Source organism: Acidocella sp., from assembly GCF_027352905.1.
Lineage (GTDB): Bacteria > Pseudomonadota > Alphaproteobacteria > Acetobacterales > Acetobacteraceae > Acidocella.
Map to the genome: position 1 here is coordinate 9775 of NZ_DAIEIF010000040.1, position 16661 is coordinate 26435.

The 16661-nt window shown below is 66.2% G+C and carries 20 protein-coding genes and 1 pseudogene; 4 read left to right on the forward strand and 17 right to left on the reverse strand.

The features are described from left to right. Positions 1-11 precede the first annotated feature (11 nt). The 17 genes from M7H45_RS07410 to M7H45_RS07490 all read right to left on the reverse strand — a co-directional run bounded on the left by M7H45_RS07410 (position 12) and on the right by M7H45_RS07490 (position 12996). Entirely contained in the window at positions 12-1127 is a 1116-nt protein-coding gene (locus M7H45_RS07410) for a flagellar biosynthesis protein FlhB (protein ID WP_298215701.1), read from the reverse strand. Next, the gene (locus M7H45_RS07415; RefSeq protein WP_298215702.1) at positions 1120-1884 is read right to left on the reverse strand and encodes a flagellar biosynthetic protein FliR; all 765 of its coding nucleotides are present in this window, start codon (positions 1882-1884) and stop codon (positions 1120-1122) included. Before M7H45_RS07415 ends, M7H45_RS07410 begins: the two co-directional genes overlap by 8 nt. Continuing rightward, on the reverse strand, positions 1875-2150 hold the full coding sequence (locus tag M7H45_RS07420; protein WP_298215703.1) for a flagellar biosynthetic protein FliQ: 276 nt from the start codon (positions 2148-2150) through the stop codon (positions 1875-1877). The genes M7H45_RS07415 and M7H45_RS07420 overlap by 10 nt, the downstream gene beginning before the upstream one ends. Beyond that, positions 2150-2896 (reverse strand): flagellar type III secretion system pore protein FliP, encoded by a 747-nt coding sequence (gene fliP / locus M7H45_RS07425; protein ID WP_298215704.1) that lies wholly within the window; start codon positions 2894-2896, stop codon positions 2150-2152. Before fliP ends, M7H45_RS07420 begins: the two co-directional genes overlap by 1 nt. After that, on the reverse strand, positions 2889-3176 hold the full coding sequence (locus M7H45_RS07430) for a flagellar biosynthetic protein FliO (protein ID WP_298215706.1): 288 nt from the start codon (positions 3174-3176) through the stop codon (positions 2889-2891). The genes fliP and M7H45_RS07430 overlap by 8 nt, the downstream gene beginning before the upstream one ends. 4 nt (positions 3177-3180) lie before the next feature. Then, entirely contained in the window at positions 3181-3636 is a 456-nt protein-coding gene (gene fliL / locus M7H45_RS07435; protein WP_298215707.1) for a flagellar basal body-associated protein FliL, read from the reverse strand. Positions 3637-3639: 3 nt separating this feature from the next. After that, positions 3640-5553: a FlgK family flagellar hook-associated protein gene (locus tag M7H45_RS07440; protein ID WP_298215708.1), complete on the reverse strand. Its 1914-nt coding sequence runs from the start codon at positions 5551-5553 to the stop codon at positions 3640-3642. Beyond that, entirely contained in the window at positions 5550-6404 is an 855-nt protein-coding gene (locus M7H45_RS07445; protein ID WP_298215710.1) for a glycoside hydrolase family 73 protein, read from the reverse strand. The genes M7H45_RS07440 and M7H45_RS07445 overlap by 4 nt, the downstream gene beginning before the upstream one ends. After that, entirely contained in the window at positions 6401-7507 is a 1107-nt protein-coding gene (locus tag M7H45_RS07450; protein WP_298215711.1) for a flagellar basal body P-ring protein FlgI, read from the reverse strand. The genes M7H45_RS07445 and M7H45_RS07450 overlap by 4 nt, the downstream gene beginning before the upstream one ends. Next, positions 7507-8181, reverse strand: coding sequence for a flagellar basal body L-ring protein FlgH (locus M7H45_RS07455; protein ID WP_298215712.1), 675 nt, complete (start codon positions 8179-8181; stop codon positions 7507-7509). Before M7H45_RS07455 ends, M7H45_RS07450 begins: the two co-directional genes overlap by 1 nt. Beyond that, positions 8178-8972, reverse strand: coding sequence for a flagellar basal-body rod protein FlgG (gene flgG, locus M7H45_RS07460; RefSeq protein WP_298215714.1), 795 nt, complete (start codon positions 8970-8972; stop codon positions 8178-8180). The genes M7H45_RS07455 and flgG overlap by 4 nt, the downstream gene beginning before the upstream one ends. 27 nt (positions 8973-8999) lie before the next feature. Then, a complete protein-coding gene (locus M7H45_RS07465; RefSeq protein ID WP_298215715.1) occupies positions 9000-9743 on the reverse strand; it encodes a flagellar hook-basal body complex protein in 744 nt (247 codons plus the stop codon). 3 nt (positions 9744-9746) lie between these two features. After that, positions 9747-10970: a flagellar hook protein FlgE gene (locus M7H45_RS07470; protein ID WP_298215717.1), complete on the reverse strand. Its 1224-nt coding sequence runs from the start codon at positions 10968-10970 to the stop codon at positions 9747-9749. Then, the gene (locus tag M7H45_RS07475) at positions 10967-11647 is read right to left on the reverse strand and encodes a flagellar hook assembly protein FlgD (RefSeq protein ID WP_298215718.1); all 681 of its coding nucleotides are present in this window, start codon (positions 11645-11647) and stop codon (positions 10967-10969) included. The genes M7H45_RS07470 and M7H45_RS07475 overlap by 4 nt, the downstream gene beginning before the upstream one ends. Beyond that, complete coding sequence (flgC, locus tag M7H45_RS07480) at positions 11644-12060, reverse strand: flagellar basal body rod protein FlgC (protein WP_298215719.1); 417 nt, start codon at positions 12058-12060, stop codon at positions 11644-11646. Before flgC ends, M7H45_RS07475 begins: the two co-directional genes overlap by 4 nt. Before the next feature lie 26 nt (positions 12061-12086). Further along, positions 12087-12437, reverse strand: coding sequence for a flagellar basal body protein (locus M7H45_RS07485; protein ID WP_298215720.1), 351 nt, complete (start codon positions 12435-12437; stop codon positions 12087-12089). A gap of 187 nt (positions 12438-12624) precedes the next feature. Beyond that, positions 12625-12996 (reverse strand): response regulator, encoded by a 372-nt coding sequence (locus tag M7H45_RS07490; protein ID WP_298215721.1) that lies wholly within the window; start codon positions 12994-12996, stop codon positions 12625-12627. Between the two features lie 306 nt (positions 12997-13302). Between M7H45_RS07490 and M7H45_RS07495 the strand changes: the two genes are divergently transcribed. The 4 genes and pseudogenes from M7H45_RS07495 to M7H45_RS07510 all read left to right on the forward strand — a co-directional run. Beyond that, complete coding sequence (locus M7H45_RS07495) at positions 13303-13611, forward strand: flagellar hook-basal body complex protein FliE (protein WP_298215722.1); 309 nt, start codon at positions 13303-13305, stop codon at positions 13609-13611. Positions 13612-13614: 3 nt separating this feature from the next. After that, entirely contained in the window at positions 13615-15180 is a 1566-nt protein-coding gene (locus tag M7H45_RS07500; RefSeq protein ID WP_298215724.1) for a flagellar M-ring protein FliF C-terminal domain-containing protein, read from the forward strand. Further along, complete coding sequence (locus M7H45_RS07505) at positions 15173-16198, forward strand: flagellar motor switch protein FliG (protein ID WP_298215725.1); 1026 nt, start codon at positions 15173-15175, stop codon at positions 16196-16198. The genes M7H45_RS07500 and M7H45_RS07505 overlap by 8 nt, the downstream gene beginning before the upstream one ends. Further along, positions 16195-16661 (forward strand): annotated as a pseudogene (locus tag M7H45_RS07510) (hypothetical protein); the annotation flags it as partial. The gene M7H45_RS07505 and the pseudogene M7H45_RS07510, both read left to right, overlap by 4 nt.

Below are 16661 nucleotides of genomic sequence, written 5' to 3' on the forward strand. Positions count from 1 at the left end.
CCTGCCCCGGCTCACCCGCCGGCCCAGCGCGAGAGATGAAACTCCCCCTCCTGCGGGCGGGGCGGTTGCGGCCGCGCCCCGCCCTGGGCGCGCCAATGCTGCAACCGCCACACATAGGCCAGCACCTCGGCGCAGGCGCGGTAGAGCGCCACCGGCACGTATTCATCCGGCTCCACATGGCGGTAGACGGCGCGGGCCAGCGGCGGCGATTGCACGACCGGAACGCCCATTCCCCGCGCGCGGGCGATGATCTCCTCCGCCTGCGGCCCCGCCCCCTTGGCGAGCAGCAGCGGCGCCCGGTCCGCCCCGCGCCGGTAGCGTATGGCGCATGCGTAATGGGTGGGGTTGGTGACGACCACGCTCGCCTCCGGAATGCGGCGCATCTGCCGGGCGCGGGCGAGCTTGCGGGCCATGGCGCGCTGGCGGGATTTAACATGCGGGTTGCCCGCCACGTCCTTCATCTCCTCGCGCATCTCGGCGTCGGACATGCGGTGCTTGCGCCGGTGCAGCCAGAGCTGCAAGGCGAGATCTCCCCCCGCCAGCGCGGCCAATACGAGGCAGGTGGCGGCGAGGCTGCGCAGCACCAGGCCCAGCGCCGCCCCTGGCACCGGCGCCGGCAGCCAGGCGAGCGCGGTGTAGGAGTCCCCCCAGGCCAGGATGGCGAAATATCCCGCCCCGCCGATGACGAGGATTTTCAGCAGGGATTTGCCATGCTCGCTGAAACCGCCGCCGGAGAAGATCTGGCCGAGGCCGGATTGCGGCATCAGCTTGCTGAAGTCGGGCTGCAATAGGCTAAGCGCGAACACCCAGCCGCCCGAGACGAGGCTGCCCGCCAGCGCCACCGCGGCCAGAAGACCCAGCACCGGAAACACCAGGGCGAAGAAATTCCCCGCCCAGCCGGCGGCGGCGGCGGCGGGCGCGGTCCCCGCCGCGCCGAGGCAGGCGGCCAGCAGCGCCATTAGCTTGACCCCCAGCGCCGCCGCCATGGCCAGCGCCATGATCATGAACAGGATGATGGCGGCGGCCTTGGGCAAATCCTGCGAGCGGCGGACATCCCCCCGCGCCGCCGCCTCGCGCAGGCGGCGCTCGGTGGGGGCGTGCTTCTTTTCGCCAGCGCCCTCAGCCATGCGGCAGCATCGCGCCCAGCGCCTGGGCGCATTGGCCGGTGAGGTGCAAGGCCACATGGCCGATGGCGGGAATGGTGGGCAGAAACATCCACAGCCCGGCGAGGATGAGCAAGGGGAAGCCGACGGAAAGCAGATTGAGGCTGGGCGCGAACACGGTGGTGAGGCCGACGATGAGATTGACGCAGAGCGTGACCATCAGCACGGGCAGCGCCAGCAGCACGGCGGCGCTGAGGAGGGTGGCGCCCAGCCCGGCGAGGCTGGCCAGGCTGGAAATGGGCGCGATGCCCGCGCCATGGGCGAAGGAGCGGGCCACCGCCGCGAACAGCCAGAGCGGACCGCCCGCCGCCATGAAGCCCAGCAGCCCGGCCCAGAGCATGAGATCGGCCATCACCGAGCCACCCGGCGCGTCGCGGAACTGCATCTCCGCGAAGGAGAGGCCCATGGCCTGCCCCATGATCTCCCCCGCCCCGGAGATGGCGGCGGTGACGATCTGCATCGTCATGCCGAGCGCCGCGCCATAGGCGATCTGCTCGAACCCGGTGAAAATGGCGCTGAGCGGGTCGGCGGGATAGGGCGGCAATTCCGGCAGCCACAACGCCAGGGCCAGGGCCAGCCCCGCCGCCAGCATCGCCTTGACCATATTGGGAATGAGCGATGAGCCGTAAAACGGGGCGGCGAGAAACAGGCCGGTGATGCGCAGGAAGGGCCAGAGAAACCGGCCCAGCCACAGCATGACGGTCTGCTCGTCTAATACCATGCGCGGCGCACCAGTTCAGGCGCGTGGGTGATGAAATCCCGCGCCAGCCCCTCGAAGACGCCGAGCGCGCCGAAACCGCCAAACAGCGCGATGAGGATCATGACCAGGGTTTTGGGCAGAAGGGCGAAGGTGGCGTCCTCGATCTGCAAAACCGCCTGGATGAAGGAGGTGACGAACCCGGTGAGCAGCAAAAGGGCGATGCAGGGCCAGACAGCTCCCAGCCCGGTGGAAAACGCCTCCTGCAGGAGCTTGAGATAAAGCGGCATTATCTGAAACTGTTGGCGAGCGTGCCGAGCACCAGCACCCAGCCATGGATGGAGACGAACATCAGCAATTTCAGCGGCAGGGAGATTAGGGTCGGCGACACCATGATCATGCCGAGCGACATCAGGATGGAGGCGACGGCAAGGTCGATCAGCACGAAGGGAATGTAGATCAGAAAACCGATCTGAAAGGCGGTCTCCAATTCCGAGGTGGCGAAGGCGGGCACCAGCACGGTGAAGGGGACATGCGCGGTGTCCGGATAGGCCTGGCCGGAAAGATCGACGAAGAGATGAAGCGGCTCCCTGCGGGTTTGCGCGAGCATGAAGGCGCGTTCCGGCGGCTCGGCGGCGGCGATGGCCTGAGAAAAGCTGATCTGCCCGGCGAGATAGGGCTGGATGGCCTGGCTCTGCTCCTGCTGGATGACGCCGCGCATGACGAAGACCGAAAGCGCCAGCGCCAGCGCCGCCAGCACCATATTGGGCGGGGTGGTCTGCAAGCCGAGCGCCTGGCGCAGCACGGAGAGCACGATGATGATGCGGGTGAAGCTGGTCATCAGCAGGATGAGGCCTGGCAGAAAGGCGAGCGCGGTGATGACCAGCAGGCTCTGGACGTTGAGCGAATAGGCCTCGCCGCCATTGGCCGCGAGGGTATTGACGATGGTGAGGCCCGCCGGCTCCGCCGCCAGGGCGAGGCCGGGCAGCGCGGCGAGGGCGAGCCCGCCCAACGCCAAGAGGACCGGCCTAGTCATGCGCGTCCAGCCGGGACAGCAAAGTGATGCCGCCGCGCCCCACCCCCAGCAGAAAAACCTGGCCGCCCGCCTCGGCAATGACGAGGCTTTGCTGGCCGCCCAGGCCGCGCGCGGATAAAATGGAGATCGGCCTTTTGCCGGGCGCCTTGCCGCCCGCCGCGAGCCCCGGCACCCGCCCGCGCAGCCGCCGCGCCAGAAAGGCGAGGCCGGCCAGCAAGGCGAGAATGGCGAGACAGGAGGCAATGGTGGACGCTGCGCCGGAAATTGTTTCCGGGTTCAAGAGTTCAATCCTGTTGCACGATGTTGGTGATATAGGCGGCGGAAAACGGGTTCGGCGGTGAATAGGCCGCCGATTTGTTGAGAACGCCATTGGCGATGTCGAGGCAGTTTTTGGCCAGGGCGGTATGGGCGGCCGGGTTCATCAGCTGCGCCGCGTTTTGCGACATCAATAAGTTGATCACCTGCGCGGTGATGATGGGCTGGAGGTTGGTGAAGGCGGCGACCGCCTCCGGGTCCGTGCTGGCGAACTCGACGCTGAACTGCACATAGGCCTGGCCGGATTGGCCGGTGGAATCCGCCGGCACGCTAACCACGAGATTGTCGAGATGGGCGAAATAAATGGGTTTGGGCGGCGCCGGCTCGCTCTTGGCCAGGGAATGGAAACGCAGATAGGCCCAGGTGCCGCCCGCCCCACCGAGAATTACGACGACGCCCAGCACCGCGAACAGGATTTTTTTCATCGCTCAGACCGCGCTCAGCAGGGATTCGAACATGGTGTGCGCGGCGCTAATCGCCTGGGCCGCGGCCTGATAGGCTTGCTCGTAATTGGTGAGCACCACCGCCTGCTGGTCGGTATTCACCCCCGCCACGGTGGAGAGGTTGTTGGTCGCCGTCGTCACCTGAGAGGCGGTGGCGCTGGCGAGCTGCTGGGCCGAGGCCGCATTGGCGCCGAGACTGGTGGAAAGGCCGAGAAACCCCTGCTCCAGCGTGCCCGCGCTGGCGGTGCCGGAGGCTGTCCATAGCGCCGCCATGCGCTGCGCGTTGCTGCCGCTGGAGATGCCGCCGGGGGTGAGGCTGAGCGTATCGCCGGCGGCGGGGGTGCCGGTGATGGGCAATTGCCAGTATTGGCCGCTGGCGGCCCCGGCGGGATAGGCAATGGCGACCGCGCCGCCATTGCCCGCGAGCGTGCCGCTGGCGATGGGGGTGCCGGGGGCGGCCACGGTACTGACCGTGTAGGCGGTGGCGGAGGTGAAGTTAAGTTGCAGGCTCTGGCCGAAATAACTGGCGGGCACCACCGCCGCGCCGGTGGCGGGGGTGGTGACGACATTGTCCCGGCCCGCGGTGAGATTGCCCGCATTGGCGTTGTGAAAGGACCCGTCGCTTTGCAGCACGCCTGGAGTGGCGACATAGGGGTCCGCCGCGGCGATGGCGTTGGAGGAGGTCGCCACCACGGCGATGCCGCTGGCCGCCGCGGGTGCTGGATCGACCACGAAACGATCTCCGTTATTGGCGCTGCCGCTGATGCTCAGGGCGAGGCCGGCGAAGCTGGGGGGAACGCCGGTGACATTGTAGCTCTGGCCGCTGGCCTGGTCCGTCGCGGTCCAGGCGCCGCTATTATAGGCAAGCGTGAAGGGACCGCCGCTGGCCGGCAGGGCGGCGGCGTTGGCGAGGCTGGCGGTGATGACGGCGCTGCCCGTATTGGCGCTGTCAGCCGTCACCTGCGGCCCCGGCACGGAGAAAAGCGGGCCGCCGTTCGCCCCGCTCGCATCCAGCCCTTGCGCCTGAGCGGTGTTGACCTGGGCGGCGAACACCGCCGCCAGCCCGCCCAGCGCCTGCAGCGCCTGGTTGCCGGCGGCGGCGGCCCCGAGCGCCCCGCCCAGCGAGCCGTCCCCGTCCCCGAGCGACACCGGGGTTTGGTCCTTGCCCACGACGATCTGCGTCCTGCCGCCATTTTTGGCGAGGCTGAGCGCCTGGGAACCGCTCTGGTCGAGCAGCACGGTGCCCCCGCAGGCGACCACCACGCTGCCATCGCCCTGGGTGATGACATGCACAGGCAGATATTGTGAAAGCGTGTTCAAGGCCGCCTGCTGCTGGTCGAGCAGGCTCGGATTATTCGGCGTGCGCGTCAGGCTCGCATTGATGACGGAAAGCTGGTTCAGAAGATTATTGGCGGAGGGAATACCCGCCGAGAGCTCCTCCTGCGCCCCGGCGACCGTGCCATTCAGGCTGACGGCGGCGGAGTGAAACGAGGTCGTGACACTTTGCGCGTCGGACAAGACGGTCTGGCGCTGGGCAGCGCTGGCCGGCTCGGAAGCGAGCGTGCTGACATCGGAGAAGAACTGGTTGATGGCGCTTTGCACGTCGCCGTTATTCATCAGCGCGTTGGAGATGGCGGTGAGCGAGCTGGACATGGAGGAGGCCGCCGCGTTGGCGGAATTGGCGGTGCGCAGCTGCGCCGCCGCGAAGCCGGACGCGGCCCGCACGATCTGCGCGGGCTGCACCCCGGCTCCGTTCCCCTGGGTCTGGGCGTTCACGCTTTCCACCGCGTAGCCATCGGTATTGGCGTTGGCGAGGTTGTTGGAGACGGTCGAAATGCCCGCCTCGAACAATTCGAGGCCGGAAAGCGCATTGCTCATGGCGCTGGCGATACCACTCATGGAAGGACTCCGCTGTCAGGATTGGCGCCGATGGCCTGCAACACCGCAGCCATGACCGGCGATTGGGCGATTTTCACGATTTTTGCCGCATAGTTCTGGTCGGTGGCGTAGCCGCCGGCCTGCAAGGCCTGGGCGAACCCGGCCACGCTGCCCTGCCCCGCCGCGTTCTGGTAGGCGTTTTGAATGAGGCTGACATAATCGGCGATGCTGTCCCCAGCATCACCATAATCGCGGAAACTCGCATATTGCGGAGTCAGCACGCCATCCACCATTTCATGCGTGGCGCGGGCGGTGCCGGTTTCACCGCCGCTGGCTTTGATGCCGAAGAGGTTATTGCCGGGCGCGGCCGCTCCCCACCCCGTCTCCAGCGCGGTTTGCGCCAGCACCGCCACGGCGGGCACCCCCAAAGCCGAGGCCGCCGCCGTGATTTTCGGCCAGACGGATTTGGCGAAATTCGTCGCCTGGGTCACGAGATCCGGCGCGGGTGCGGACGGGGGGGCGGGGGAAGAGCCGGGCTCAGCCCCGCCCGCGCCGCCAGGGCTCATCGCCAGGGCGGCGGCGGTCGAGGTGGGGGGCGGCGCCGGGGCCGGCGCCCCTTGCCCGCCCACCTGGCGCATGGCCGCGCTGATCAGCCCCGTATCGTATTTGGCGAAATCGTTCTGGGAAATGTCCCACAGGAACATGCTTTGAAAATTGCCGCCGCCAGCGCCCAGCGTGCTGGAATCCATGCCGGTTTCATTGAGGGCGGAGAGCATCTCATACCATAAAGTGCCGGTGAGGTGCTCGAGCGTGTCCTTCAGCCCCGGCCGCGCCGCCGCCGCGCTTTGGGTGGAATGGCCGATGATCATCATATCACCTTGATCGCGCCATTGATCGCCCCGGCCTGTTTCAGGGCCTGGATGATGGCGATGAGATCCTGGGGCGTGGCGCCCACGGCGTTCAGCGCCGCCGCCACATCCTGCAAGGTGGCGGCGCGGGGCAGGCTGATCACCTGCGCCTTGCCTTGCTTGGCGCTCACCACCGTGTTCTGCACGCCCACCGTGACGCCGTTGGAGAACGGTCCGGGCTGGCTGACCGCGTTCTGGGTCTGGATATTGACCGTGAGATCGCCATGGCTGACCACGGCGGGCCCGAGCGTGACGCCCGCATTCATCACGATGGTGCCGCTCTGCGCGTCCACGACGATGGTGGGCGCCTGGCCGCGCGGCGTGATCGGCAAGGAAAGGACATCGGACATGAAGCGCATGGGGTCGCGGCCTTGCGCGTCCACATCCACCTCGCCGGGCGAGATGGCGCTGGCCGCGCCGCCGCCATAGGCGGCGTTGATGACATCGGCGATCTGCTGGGCGGTTTCATAACTCGGCTGGTTGAGCAGCAGCGCCGAACTGCCATTGACGCTGAAACTGGCGGGGATGGTATTGGCGAGAATGGCGCCCCCCGGCAGCGAGCCGACCGTGGGCACGTTGACGCTGGAGGAGGTGCCGCCCGCGCTGGCGGCGAAGCCGCTCACCAGCAGCGGACCCTGCGCCTGGCCATAAACCGCGCCATTGCCGCCGCGCAACGGCGTGGGCAGCAGCACGCCCCCGGCCAAAGAGGTGGCGTTGCCGATGGCGGAAACGGTGACATCCACATGCTGCCCGGCATGGGCGAAGGCGGGAATCTCCGCCGTCACCATCACCGAGGCGACATCGTAAGGCTGCATGGTGGTGACATTGGAAAGGGCGACGCCCATGTTGCGCAGCATGTTGAGGATGGATTGCTGGGTGTAAGGCACCTGCGTCGTCTGGTCGCCCGTGCCAGGCAGCCCCACCACCAGCCCGTAGCCATAGAGCTGGTTGCTGGGCGCGCCCGCCACCGAAACGAGCTGGCCGACGGTCGTGCTGTCCGCCTCCGCGCTCGGCGCGAGGCCGAGCGTTAGAAAAAGGCAAAGCACGGTGAAATTTCGCCTGCGCATCAGAACGGCGCCAGCTTGTTGAGGACGCGTTGCAGCCAGGGCAATTGATGCGCCCCGTTCATGGGGCCGACGCCGACATATTGTACGTTCATATCCGCCACCTGGTTCGAGCTGATCGTGGTGTTGGCGGCGATGTCGTCCGGGCTGGCATAACCCGTCACCACGATGGAGACGACATTGCCGTTGATGTTGACATTGGTGCGGCCCTCGAGGCCGAGGATGCCGTTGGCGTCCACATTGGTCACCACCGCCTCCACCTGGCCGGTGATGTTATTGGCGGCCGTGGCCGAGCCCGCCCCGGCATATTCCTGGTCGGAGGTCGCGCCGATCTCCGGCGCGAGGCTGCCGCCATTGATATGGCCGAAACTCATCGGCACGCCCATGAAACTCGTCATGCTGTCGTTGATCGTCCCGGTTCGCTTGAGGGCGGCGTTATCGATGTTGCTGGCGGCGCTGCTGGTGACGATGTCGATGGTGACGAGATCACCCACCCGCCAATCGCGGCGCGGCGCGTAGATGGAGCCGGAAGACGAGGCGGGAAAGACGGAACCATTCTCGGCGGATGCCCGGGACTCGACCGTCACCGGAAACTCCGCGGGCTTGACCAGCGTGGGCGGGGGCGCCGCCACCGTCTGGCAGCCGGCCAGGGCCAGAATGGGCAATAGCCTTTTCATGCGCCGGCGGCGGCCTGCGCCAGATAGTTGAGCTGGTTGTCAATGGCGCTGGCCACCTGCGTGCCGAGCTGATAGGCCCGCTCCGCCGAGATCATGTTCACCATGGATTGCACAACATCCACGTTGGAGGATTCGAGATAGGCTTGATTGACGGAGCCGAGGCCGTTGCTTTGCGGCGCCCCGGCGATGGCGTTGCCGGATGAGGTGGTGACCGCGTAGAGATTTTGCCCGAGCGGTTGCAGCCCCTGCGGATTGACGAAGCTCGCGACCTGGATCTGCCCGATCTGCGAGGCGGTGGACGCGCCGGGCAGCGTGACCGAGACGGTGCCATCCGTGCCGATCGTCACCGAGCTGGCATTGCTGGGGATGGTGATGCCGGGAATGACCTGATAGCCGGAGGAGGTGACGAGCTGGCCGGTGGAGTTGAGCTGGAACGCGCCATCGCGGGTATAGGCCGTCTGCCCGTTCGGCAGCATCACCTGAAAATATCCCGACCCGTTGATGGCGAGATCGAGAGGATTGCCCGTGCTGGTCAGCGTCCCCTGCGTCAGCGTCGCCTTGATCGAGGCGGCCTTGACGCCGGTGCCAAGCTCGAGCCCGGAGGGATAAACCGTCTGGTCGGTGGAATTCGCGCCCGGCTGAATGCCATCCTGATAGAGCAGGGTCTGAAACTCCGGCGTCTCCGATTTGAACCCGGTGGTGTTCACGTTGGAAAGATTATCCGCGATCGTATCCATCATGGTCTGGCTCGCGGCGAGGCCGGTGGCGATGGTGTCCAGGGCGTGATTCATGTCATGGTCCCGTTCTTGCTGTCATCGTCAGCCTTGCGCCAGCAGGCTGTTCAAATCCTGCGAGGTGCTGCTTTGGTTTTTAAGAAGCTCTGTCTGCATCTGGTAAGAGCGGCTGCAATCGATCATCTGCATCATCGCCGTGGTCGGGTCGACATTGCTTTCATTCAGATACCCCTGATGAAGCGAGGCGTTTTGCGCCGGGGTGAGAGGCGTGCCGGCGGCGGCCTGATACAGCGAGCCGCCCAGGGCGGAGAGGCTGGCCGGGGGCGCGGAGACCAGGGCGATCCGCCCGAAAACCCGGGCGCGGCCGCTGGTGTCGGAGGCTTCAACGCCGGAGACCGTGCCATCGGAGCCGATTTCCAGCTTGGCCAGCTGCGGCAGGCTGATGGGCGTGTTGTCGGTGTTCAAAACCGGATTGCCAGCCGAATCCGTCAGCAAACCTGTTGAGGAAACGCTCAAGGAGCCATTGCGCGTCAGCGCGGGCCCGCTCATGGTTTGCACTTCCAGCCAGGCATCGCCGCCAATGCCGAGATTCATCGGGTCTCCGGTTTGTTTCAGCGGCCCCGGCGCGGCATCCGGCCCCAGCGTCTCCGCCGCCGGGTCGGCGCCGGGCGGCGCGTTGCCGCCCTGGTAGAACTGCGCCGCCGTCACCGCCTGGACCGCCTGGTAGCCGGGCGTCTGGGCGTTGGAAAGGTTGCTGGACACCGCTTGCATCTGGGCGGTGATCGCCTGCAACCCCGCCATGCCGGTATAGAGCGAAGCCGCCTGCATGGCTTAGATTTGCAGCAGGCGCTGGGAATCCTGCTGCTCCGTTTGAATGACCGATGTATTTGCCTGATAGGCCTGCTGGTACTGGATGAGCGACACCAGCAAAGCGGAGGTCGAGGCGTTGGAGGCTTCCAGCTCGCCGCCCGCCAGCGTTCCGGCGAGGCCATTGCCGGGCGTGTTCACCAGCGCCGCGCCAGAGGTGTTGCTCGCGCTGTACAGATTACCGGTGACCGGCACCAGCCCCTCGGGGTTGATGAAATTGGCCAGGGCGATTTTGCCCGCGCTCACCGTCTGCCCGTTGGAATAGGTCGCCTGCACCGAGCCATCCGTGGCGATGCTGAGCCCGGTATAGCTGCCCGGCGCGTAGCCGTCATTGCTCAACCCCGCCACCGCGAAGTTCTGGGCGGAGAGCGTGGTGCCGCCGAAATTGAAATTGATGTTGGAATTGGCGGCGCCGTTCCCCCAGGTCACGGGCAGCGTCGCCGGGCTGCCGGAGCTTAGCGTGCCCGATGTGGTGAAGTTGAGGGTGGTGAGGGTTTGCGGGGCTCCCACCGCCGTGCCATTGGCGAGTTCCGGCTGGGCGTACACGGTCCAGCTTGGCGTGCCCCCCGCCACGGCGGGCTGATATTGCGCGAGGTAGAGCTGGACGCGGTTAGCGTTGCCCAGCGAATCATAGGTGACGACCGAGGTGCTCTCGCTATAGGTCGTGGGGTCCGCAGCGTTGAATGTTACGGTTGATGGAATTTGCGCATCGCCGGAATTGAGATTCAGCGTGACGCCGAGATTGGCGCTGGGCTTGGCTGCCACCGCGCCGGTATTGATGGTGATGGGGCCGAGCGTGCCGCCGGGCGCTCCGTTCGCCCCGGCATAGCCCATCACGGCGGCGCCGTTCAAAGTCTGCAACTGGCCGGTGGTGCTCAACTGGAACGCGCCATCGCGCGTGTATTGCTGGGTGCCGTTATGCGAGACGATGAAATAGCCGCCGCCCTGTATGGCCGCGTCCAGCGAATTTCCCGTGGCGGTCAGGTTGCCTTGAGTCAGGTCCGAGGAAATTCCCTCCGTCGCCGTGCCGGTCCCCGGAACGTTCACCGCGTTTTGCGGAAACACGCTCTCAAACAAGGCCGTCTGGCTTTTAAAGCCGGTGGTGCTGGCATTGGCGAGATCGTTCGAGACGGTATTGAGTCCGGTTTGGGCGCCCAGCAGGCCGGACAGGGCTGTTTGCAATGTCATGAGGAGGCTCCGAGAACGGTTTGAACCGAGGAAACGGGAAGCGGTGTGGAGGACCCGTTTATGTTGAGCGTGGGCGTGGCGCCCGTGAGGTTGACGCCGCCGACGCTGAAAACGGTGTAGGGCGTGATGGCGATCTGATTGTTGCTCGCATCCACGGCGTTGATTTGATAGCTGTAATTGGTGCCTGATGTGCCGCCGTTCCAGGTGAAGCTCTGCTGCCCGGCGGCCAGCGGCCCGAGTTTGAGCGTATCGGCGATGCTGCCATTCGGGTTCAGCACCGTCACGTTGGTGCTGGCGCTGGGGCTGGCCAGGCTGAACGCGCCCTCCGCCTTGCCGCTGGCCGTGGGGGTGAGCGTGTTGCCGCTCACCGCCACCTGCTTGCCCACCAGCGCGGAGGCCTGCGCCATCTCGGCGGCGCTCGCGGTGGTGGCGATGCTGCTCAGCTGGGAATTGAGCGTGTTGATCCCGTCCACCGTCGAGATGGAGGCGAATTCCTGCGCCATCTGGGTCGTATCGGCCGGGGATGTCGGCGACTGGTATTTCAACTGCGCGGTCAAAAGCTGAAGAAAATCGGATTGGGTGAGTCCGGAGGCGCCGCTCGACGCGCCGGTGCCCGCCGTGGTGGAGGCCGCGGCGGCGGCCGCGCTGGCGCTGACGTTGGAAATGCTTGCCATCATGTCACCTGAAAGCTGTTGATGATTTGCTGGTCGATCCGGCTCGCCTGTTGCAGCATGGCGACCGAGGCGGAATAGGAATTGGAGCTGTCGATCATGTTCACCATTTCATCCACCGTCGAAACGTTAGAGCCGGTGACATAGCCGGTGCTGTCCGCATAGGGGTTGCCGGGGTCGTACCGGCGCTGCGATGGCGCGTTGCTCTGCACCGTCGCGATCACCTGCACGCCCATATTCGTGTCGCCCTCCCCGCCCTCCACCGGCGCCGCCTGAAACACCAGCTCGTGCGCGCGGTAGGGCGTCTGGCCCGGCGCCGCCACGGCGGCGGCGTTGGCGAGGTTGGAGGAAATGGCGCCCATGCGCATGTCCTGCGCGTTCAGGGCGCTGCCAATGATCGAGAAAACATCTGCGCTCATATCACTCTCCTTCAGCCGGATCGCGCTCAGTTGCCGCTGGGATTGGGCCGCAGGGCGGTGATCAGATCCGCCGTCGACTGGCGCAGGAACACGGTCGCGGCCTGGATCTGCTGGCCGTTCTGCGCCGCCTCCACGCGTTCGCCATCCAGCGAGACGTCGTTGCCGTTCAGGCCCACGACGCCGTCCTGCCTGTATTGCGGCTGGCCGTCATTTCCGGTCTGCACGCCAAGCGCGCCGGCCAGCGCCGCGTCGAAGGGCATATCCATGGCTTTGTAATTGGGCGTGTCGGCATTGGCGATGTTGTTGGCGATCAAGCCCGCCCTCTCCTGCCGGACATTCAGCACCCCGCCGTAAAAATCGAGAAACCCAATCTGCATGCGCTCATCCTCTGTCCGGCCCGCCCCCCCGCGGCTGCCGCTTTGGTGGTCGGGCTGTCTCGCCGGAAGGCCCCGGCGGCTTAGGCAAGAGATACGCAGCTGAAATTAAAAATAAGTAAATTACAGAAGGGGACGATTCGCTTTTATTCGCACCCGGCCGGTTTTTCTTTCCGGCAGATGAGAAATTTTATTTGACCGGGCAAAGCTGCTTCACCACGGAGAGGAGCTGGTTCGGCTCGGCCGGCTTGGTCAGCCAGCCGGAGGCGCCGGCGGCGCGGGCCTCGTCGCGCTTTCTGCCGCCCGATTCGGTGGTGAGGACGATGATGGGCGTGTACCGGGCGATGGGGATTTTCCGCGCTTCCTTGATGAAGCCGATGCCATCGAGCTCCGGCATGTTGAGATCGGTGAGAATGGCCGCGGGCTTCAGACCCTCCGTGAGCTTAACGATCCCCTCGCGGCCATTCGCGCCGGCCTCCACCTCATAACCGGCGCTTTTGAGAATCTGCGAGAGGCTCATCACCATCGTCGGAGAATCGTCGAGAAGAAGTATGGTCGGCATAACGGGCTCCCTATGGCCAGATCGCGATTTCATCCGGATAAAGCGTAAATATTGATCCGGCGTTAAGCCGGGCCACGGCTCCCCCGCTAATCATAACCGCAAAATATTTTCCTCACGTATTTTACCGATTGTTTAGAATCCCACGTTTATTCGTTCGCCATGAGCGAAGTTTTCCGCATTCAGTTAAAAAATCCCGCGGGCCCCGGTCCCCGATTCGGTTGCAGAGAAAGAGCAGGGGCCGTGTAGCGCCTGCTCTGGCCGGCCAAACCGCCAGACCGTCACGCTTCAAACACAACAGGGACACTCATGATTCCAACCATTTCTCCAATCGCGGCGCTGGGCGTTCCGGCCGCTCTCCCCGCCCCCGCCGCCGCCTCCTCTGCCGCCGGGCCAGGCAATTTTCTCAGCCTGGTTTCACAGGCTTTGCAGAACGTGAGCACGGCGCAGGCCGCCGCCAGCGGCGCCGAGGCGGGGTACGCGGCGGGCGTGCCGGGCGCCACTCTGGGCAAGGCCCTCGTCGCGAGCGACCGGGCGGAGGTCGCCTGGAACGCCACCGTGGCGGTCCGTAACGAACTCGTCTCCGCCTATCAGGCGGTGATGAACATGCAGTTCTGAGCCATGCCCAGCTGGCGGAATATTCTGGCGGAAACCGCGGCGCGGGCGCGGCGGGTGCCAAGGCTGCTCTGGGTAGCGGGGGTCGTGGTGCTGGCCTCGCTCGGCGTGGCGTTGTGGCTCGAGCTGTCCGGCCCGCCTTACGCGGTGCTCAGCCAGGGTCTGGCCCCCGCTGATGGCGGCAAGGTCATCGCGCAACTGCAAAAACTCGGCATTCCCTACCGGCTTCAGGCGGCGGGCAACGTCATCCTCGTCCCCGCCCCGCAACTCGCCCAGGCGCGTCTGCAACTGGGTGAGGCGCAGATCCCCGCCTCGGATAGCCAGACGGCCTGGAGCCAGCTTGAAAACGCGCCGATGACCACCTCCGACCTCGCCCAGACGGCGATGGCGACGCAGGCGCTCGAACTGTCTCTTCAGCAATCCATTCAGGCGATGAACGGCATACGCGGGGCGCAGGTCTTTCTCGCCTTGCCGGCCGCCACGCCCTTTCTCGCGGACCAGCCCAAGCCCGCCGCCTCGGTGGTGCTGGACGCGGATCAGACCCAGGCCGCCGCGCAAGGCGAGACCATCGCGCGGCTGGTGGCCGGGGCGGTGCCGGGGCTGGCGGCGGCGGATGTCACGGTCGTCACCACCTCCGGCGTCACGGTCTATCCGGCCGGCGGCGCGATGAATCGCGGCCTGCAATTCGCCACCGTCGCGCAGATCGAGGCTCAATCCGCCGCTCGCGTCGCCGGGTTGCTGATGCCGATGGTGGGAGCGGGAAATTTCCAGACCGACGTTTCCGCGAATATCGATTTCACCAAGGCGCAGATTCATGAAATCAGCTACGGGCCGGGGCATCTGACCCAGCATTCCAGCAGCCGCCAATCCACTCAGATCGGTCCGGACAACGCGGCCATCGGCATTCCCGGCGCGCTCTCCAACGAGCCGCCGGGGCAGACCACCGCCGTCTCCCCGCCCGTGCCAACCAGCCAGGCCACGCAGACCACCCAGAACCAGGGGCCGCCGGGCCAGACTCAAACCCCACCGGGCCAAGGCAAAAACACCCCGGCGCTGCCGAGCAAGACGAGCAACGAGCTGGACCAGAGCTTCGTCACCGACGAGGTGCAGAGCGACATCTCCAAGCCGGATTGGGCGGTCAAATCCATCGCCGTCTCGGTGGTCTTGAACCAGGCGGCCCTGCCGCCCGGCATCAAGCTGGACGAGATCAAGGCCGCCATCGCCGCCGCCTTCGCCTATCCGGATGTCACGGTCAACGTGCTCGCGGCGCCGTTCCGCAAAACCGTTTCGCCTTTCGGCGGCGCTCCGCTCGCCACCGCGGCCACGCCCCTGGCGCATGCGCTGCTCGAGGTCCTGGCCGCCATCGCCTTGCTGTTCGGGCTGGCCCTGCCGGCGGGGCGGCGCCTCGCCAATCTCAATCTCAAATCCATTCTCCCGATACCGGCCCCTGAGCCGAGGCCGCTGCCCACCGTGTCGCCGCCACGGGATTTTTCGGAACTCGCCGAGCACGCGGCGGAGAACATCCCGGGCGTGGCGCGCCTGCTGCAAAGCTGGGCAGAAGAAAATGATTGACGAAACCAAGCAATTACCGGCCCCGGCCGGGTTGACCGGCGCGGAGCGCGCGGCCCTGGTGCTGCGCGAACTGGGGGAGATGACCGCCGCCGCCGTGCTGCGGGAGATGGACGAGGTTTCCATCAACCGCATCTCCACCGCGATGTCCAACCTCAAGGGCGTGACGCCGCAAATCCGCGAGGACATCATGCTCTCCTTCGCCGCTGATCTCGGCATTACCGGCCTCGGCGAGGATGGCATGAAATTCCTCAACCGCGTCCTCGTCAAAGCCTTGGGCGAGCAGAACGCCAAGGACATTCTCGACAGGCTGCGCCGGCATGACCGCCGGTCGAATTTCCACCTGCCGCCCAATACCGACGCGCGGACCCTGGCGATGCAGATGATGAATGAACGGCCTCAGACCATCGCCGTGCTGCTCGCGCATATCCCGCACGAGCTGGGAGCCAATCTCCTCACCTATCTGCCGGAACCCCTGGCGGCGGAGGCGCTCTACCGTTTCTCCACGCTGGATGTCGTCTCGCCCGGCGTGGTGAAGGAATTGCGCGACATGCTGGAGGAGCTGGCGATGCAAACCGGCCCGGGCGGGCGGCGGCTCGGCGATCTGGGCGGCGCCAAGCAGACCGCCGATATCATCAATCATTTCCCCTCGGCGATGTCGGAGACCATTCTCGGCGCCATCAACGAGCGCGACGCGCAAACCGCCGAGAAAATCCGAGAGAATCTTTTCACCTTCATCGATCTCGGCAAGCTTCCAGACCGGTCCTTGCAAATTCTCCTCAGCGAGGCGCCGGCGCACAAGCTGGCCCCGGCCCTGCGGCTGGTGGACGAGGAGTTGCGGCAACGCTTCTTCCAAAATCTCTCCGCGCGCCAGGCCGAGGTACTCAAGGAAGAGCTGAGCAGCGGGCCGCCCATCCGCCGCGCCAACGCCCTGGCGGCGCAAAGCGAGATCGTGGACACCGCGCTGCGGCTCGCCGCCGAGGGCCGCATTTCCATCAACGCCACGGAGGAAATGGTATGACCCCAGCGCCCGCCTTCAGCCCGGCCATGCCGGGTGCCGCCCTCGCCAGCCAAAGCACCGCCCAGCCGGATGACACCGCCTGGCAGGCCAGCCTCTCGCAATCCCAATCCGCCACCGGGCAAAACGATCCCGGCCCGGCCCAGCCCAAGCCTGACCCGGCGAGGAGCAACCCGGCCCCCACGGCTCAACCCAGCCCCGCGGAAACCAGGCCGGAAAATGCCGCCGCGCCCGCCAGCACGGCTTTGCCCGCGCCGCCCCCAAACCCGGAAGCGGCGGTCATCGCCACGCCCGGCGCGTTGACGGCGGCAAACCCCAAACCGGCCAAGCCCAGCGCCAACGCCACGCCCGACATCCCCGCCCCGCGCCTCGAGAAAAAATCCGTCATCCTCCCGCCCACCGCCGCGCTCGCCATCGTCCCGCCCACCGCCACGCTCACCACCGCCCCGCCAGCCGCCGCCGCGCC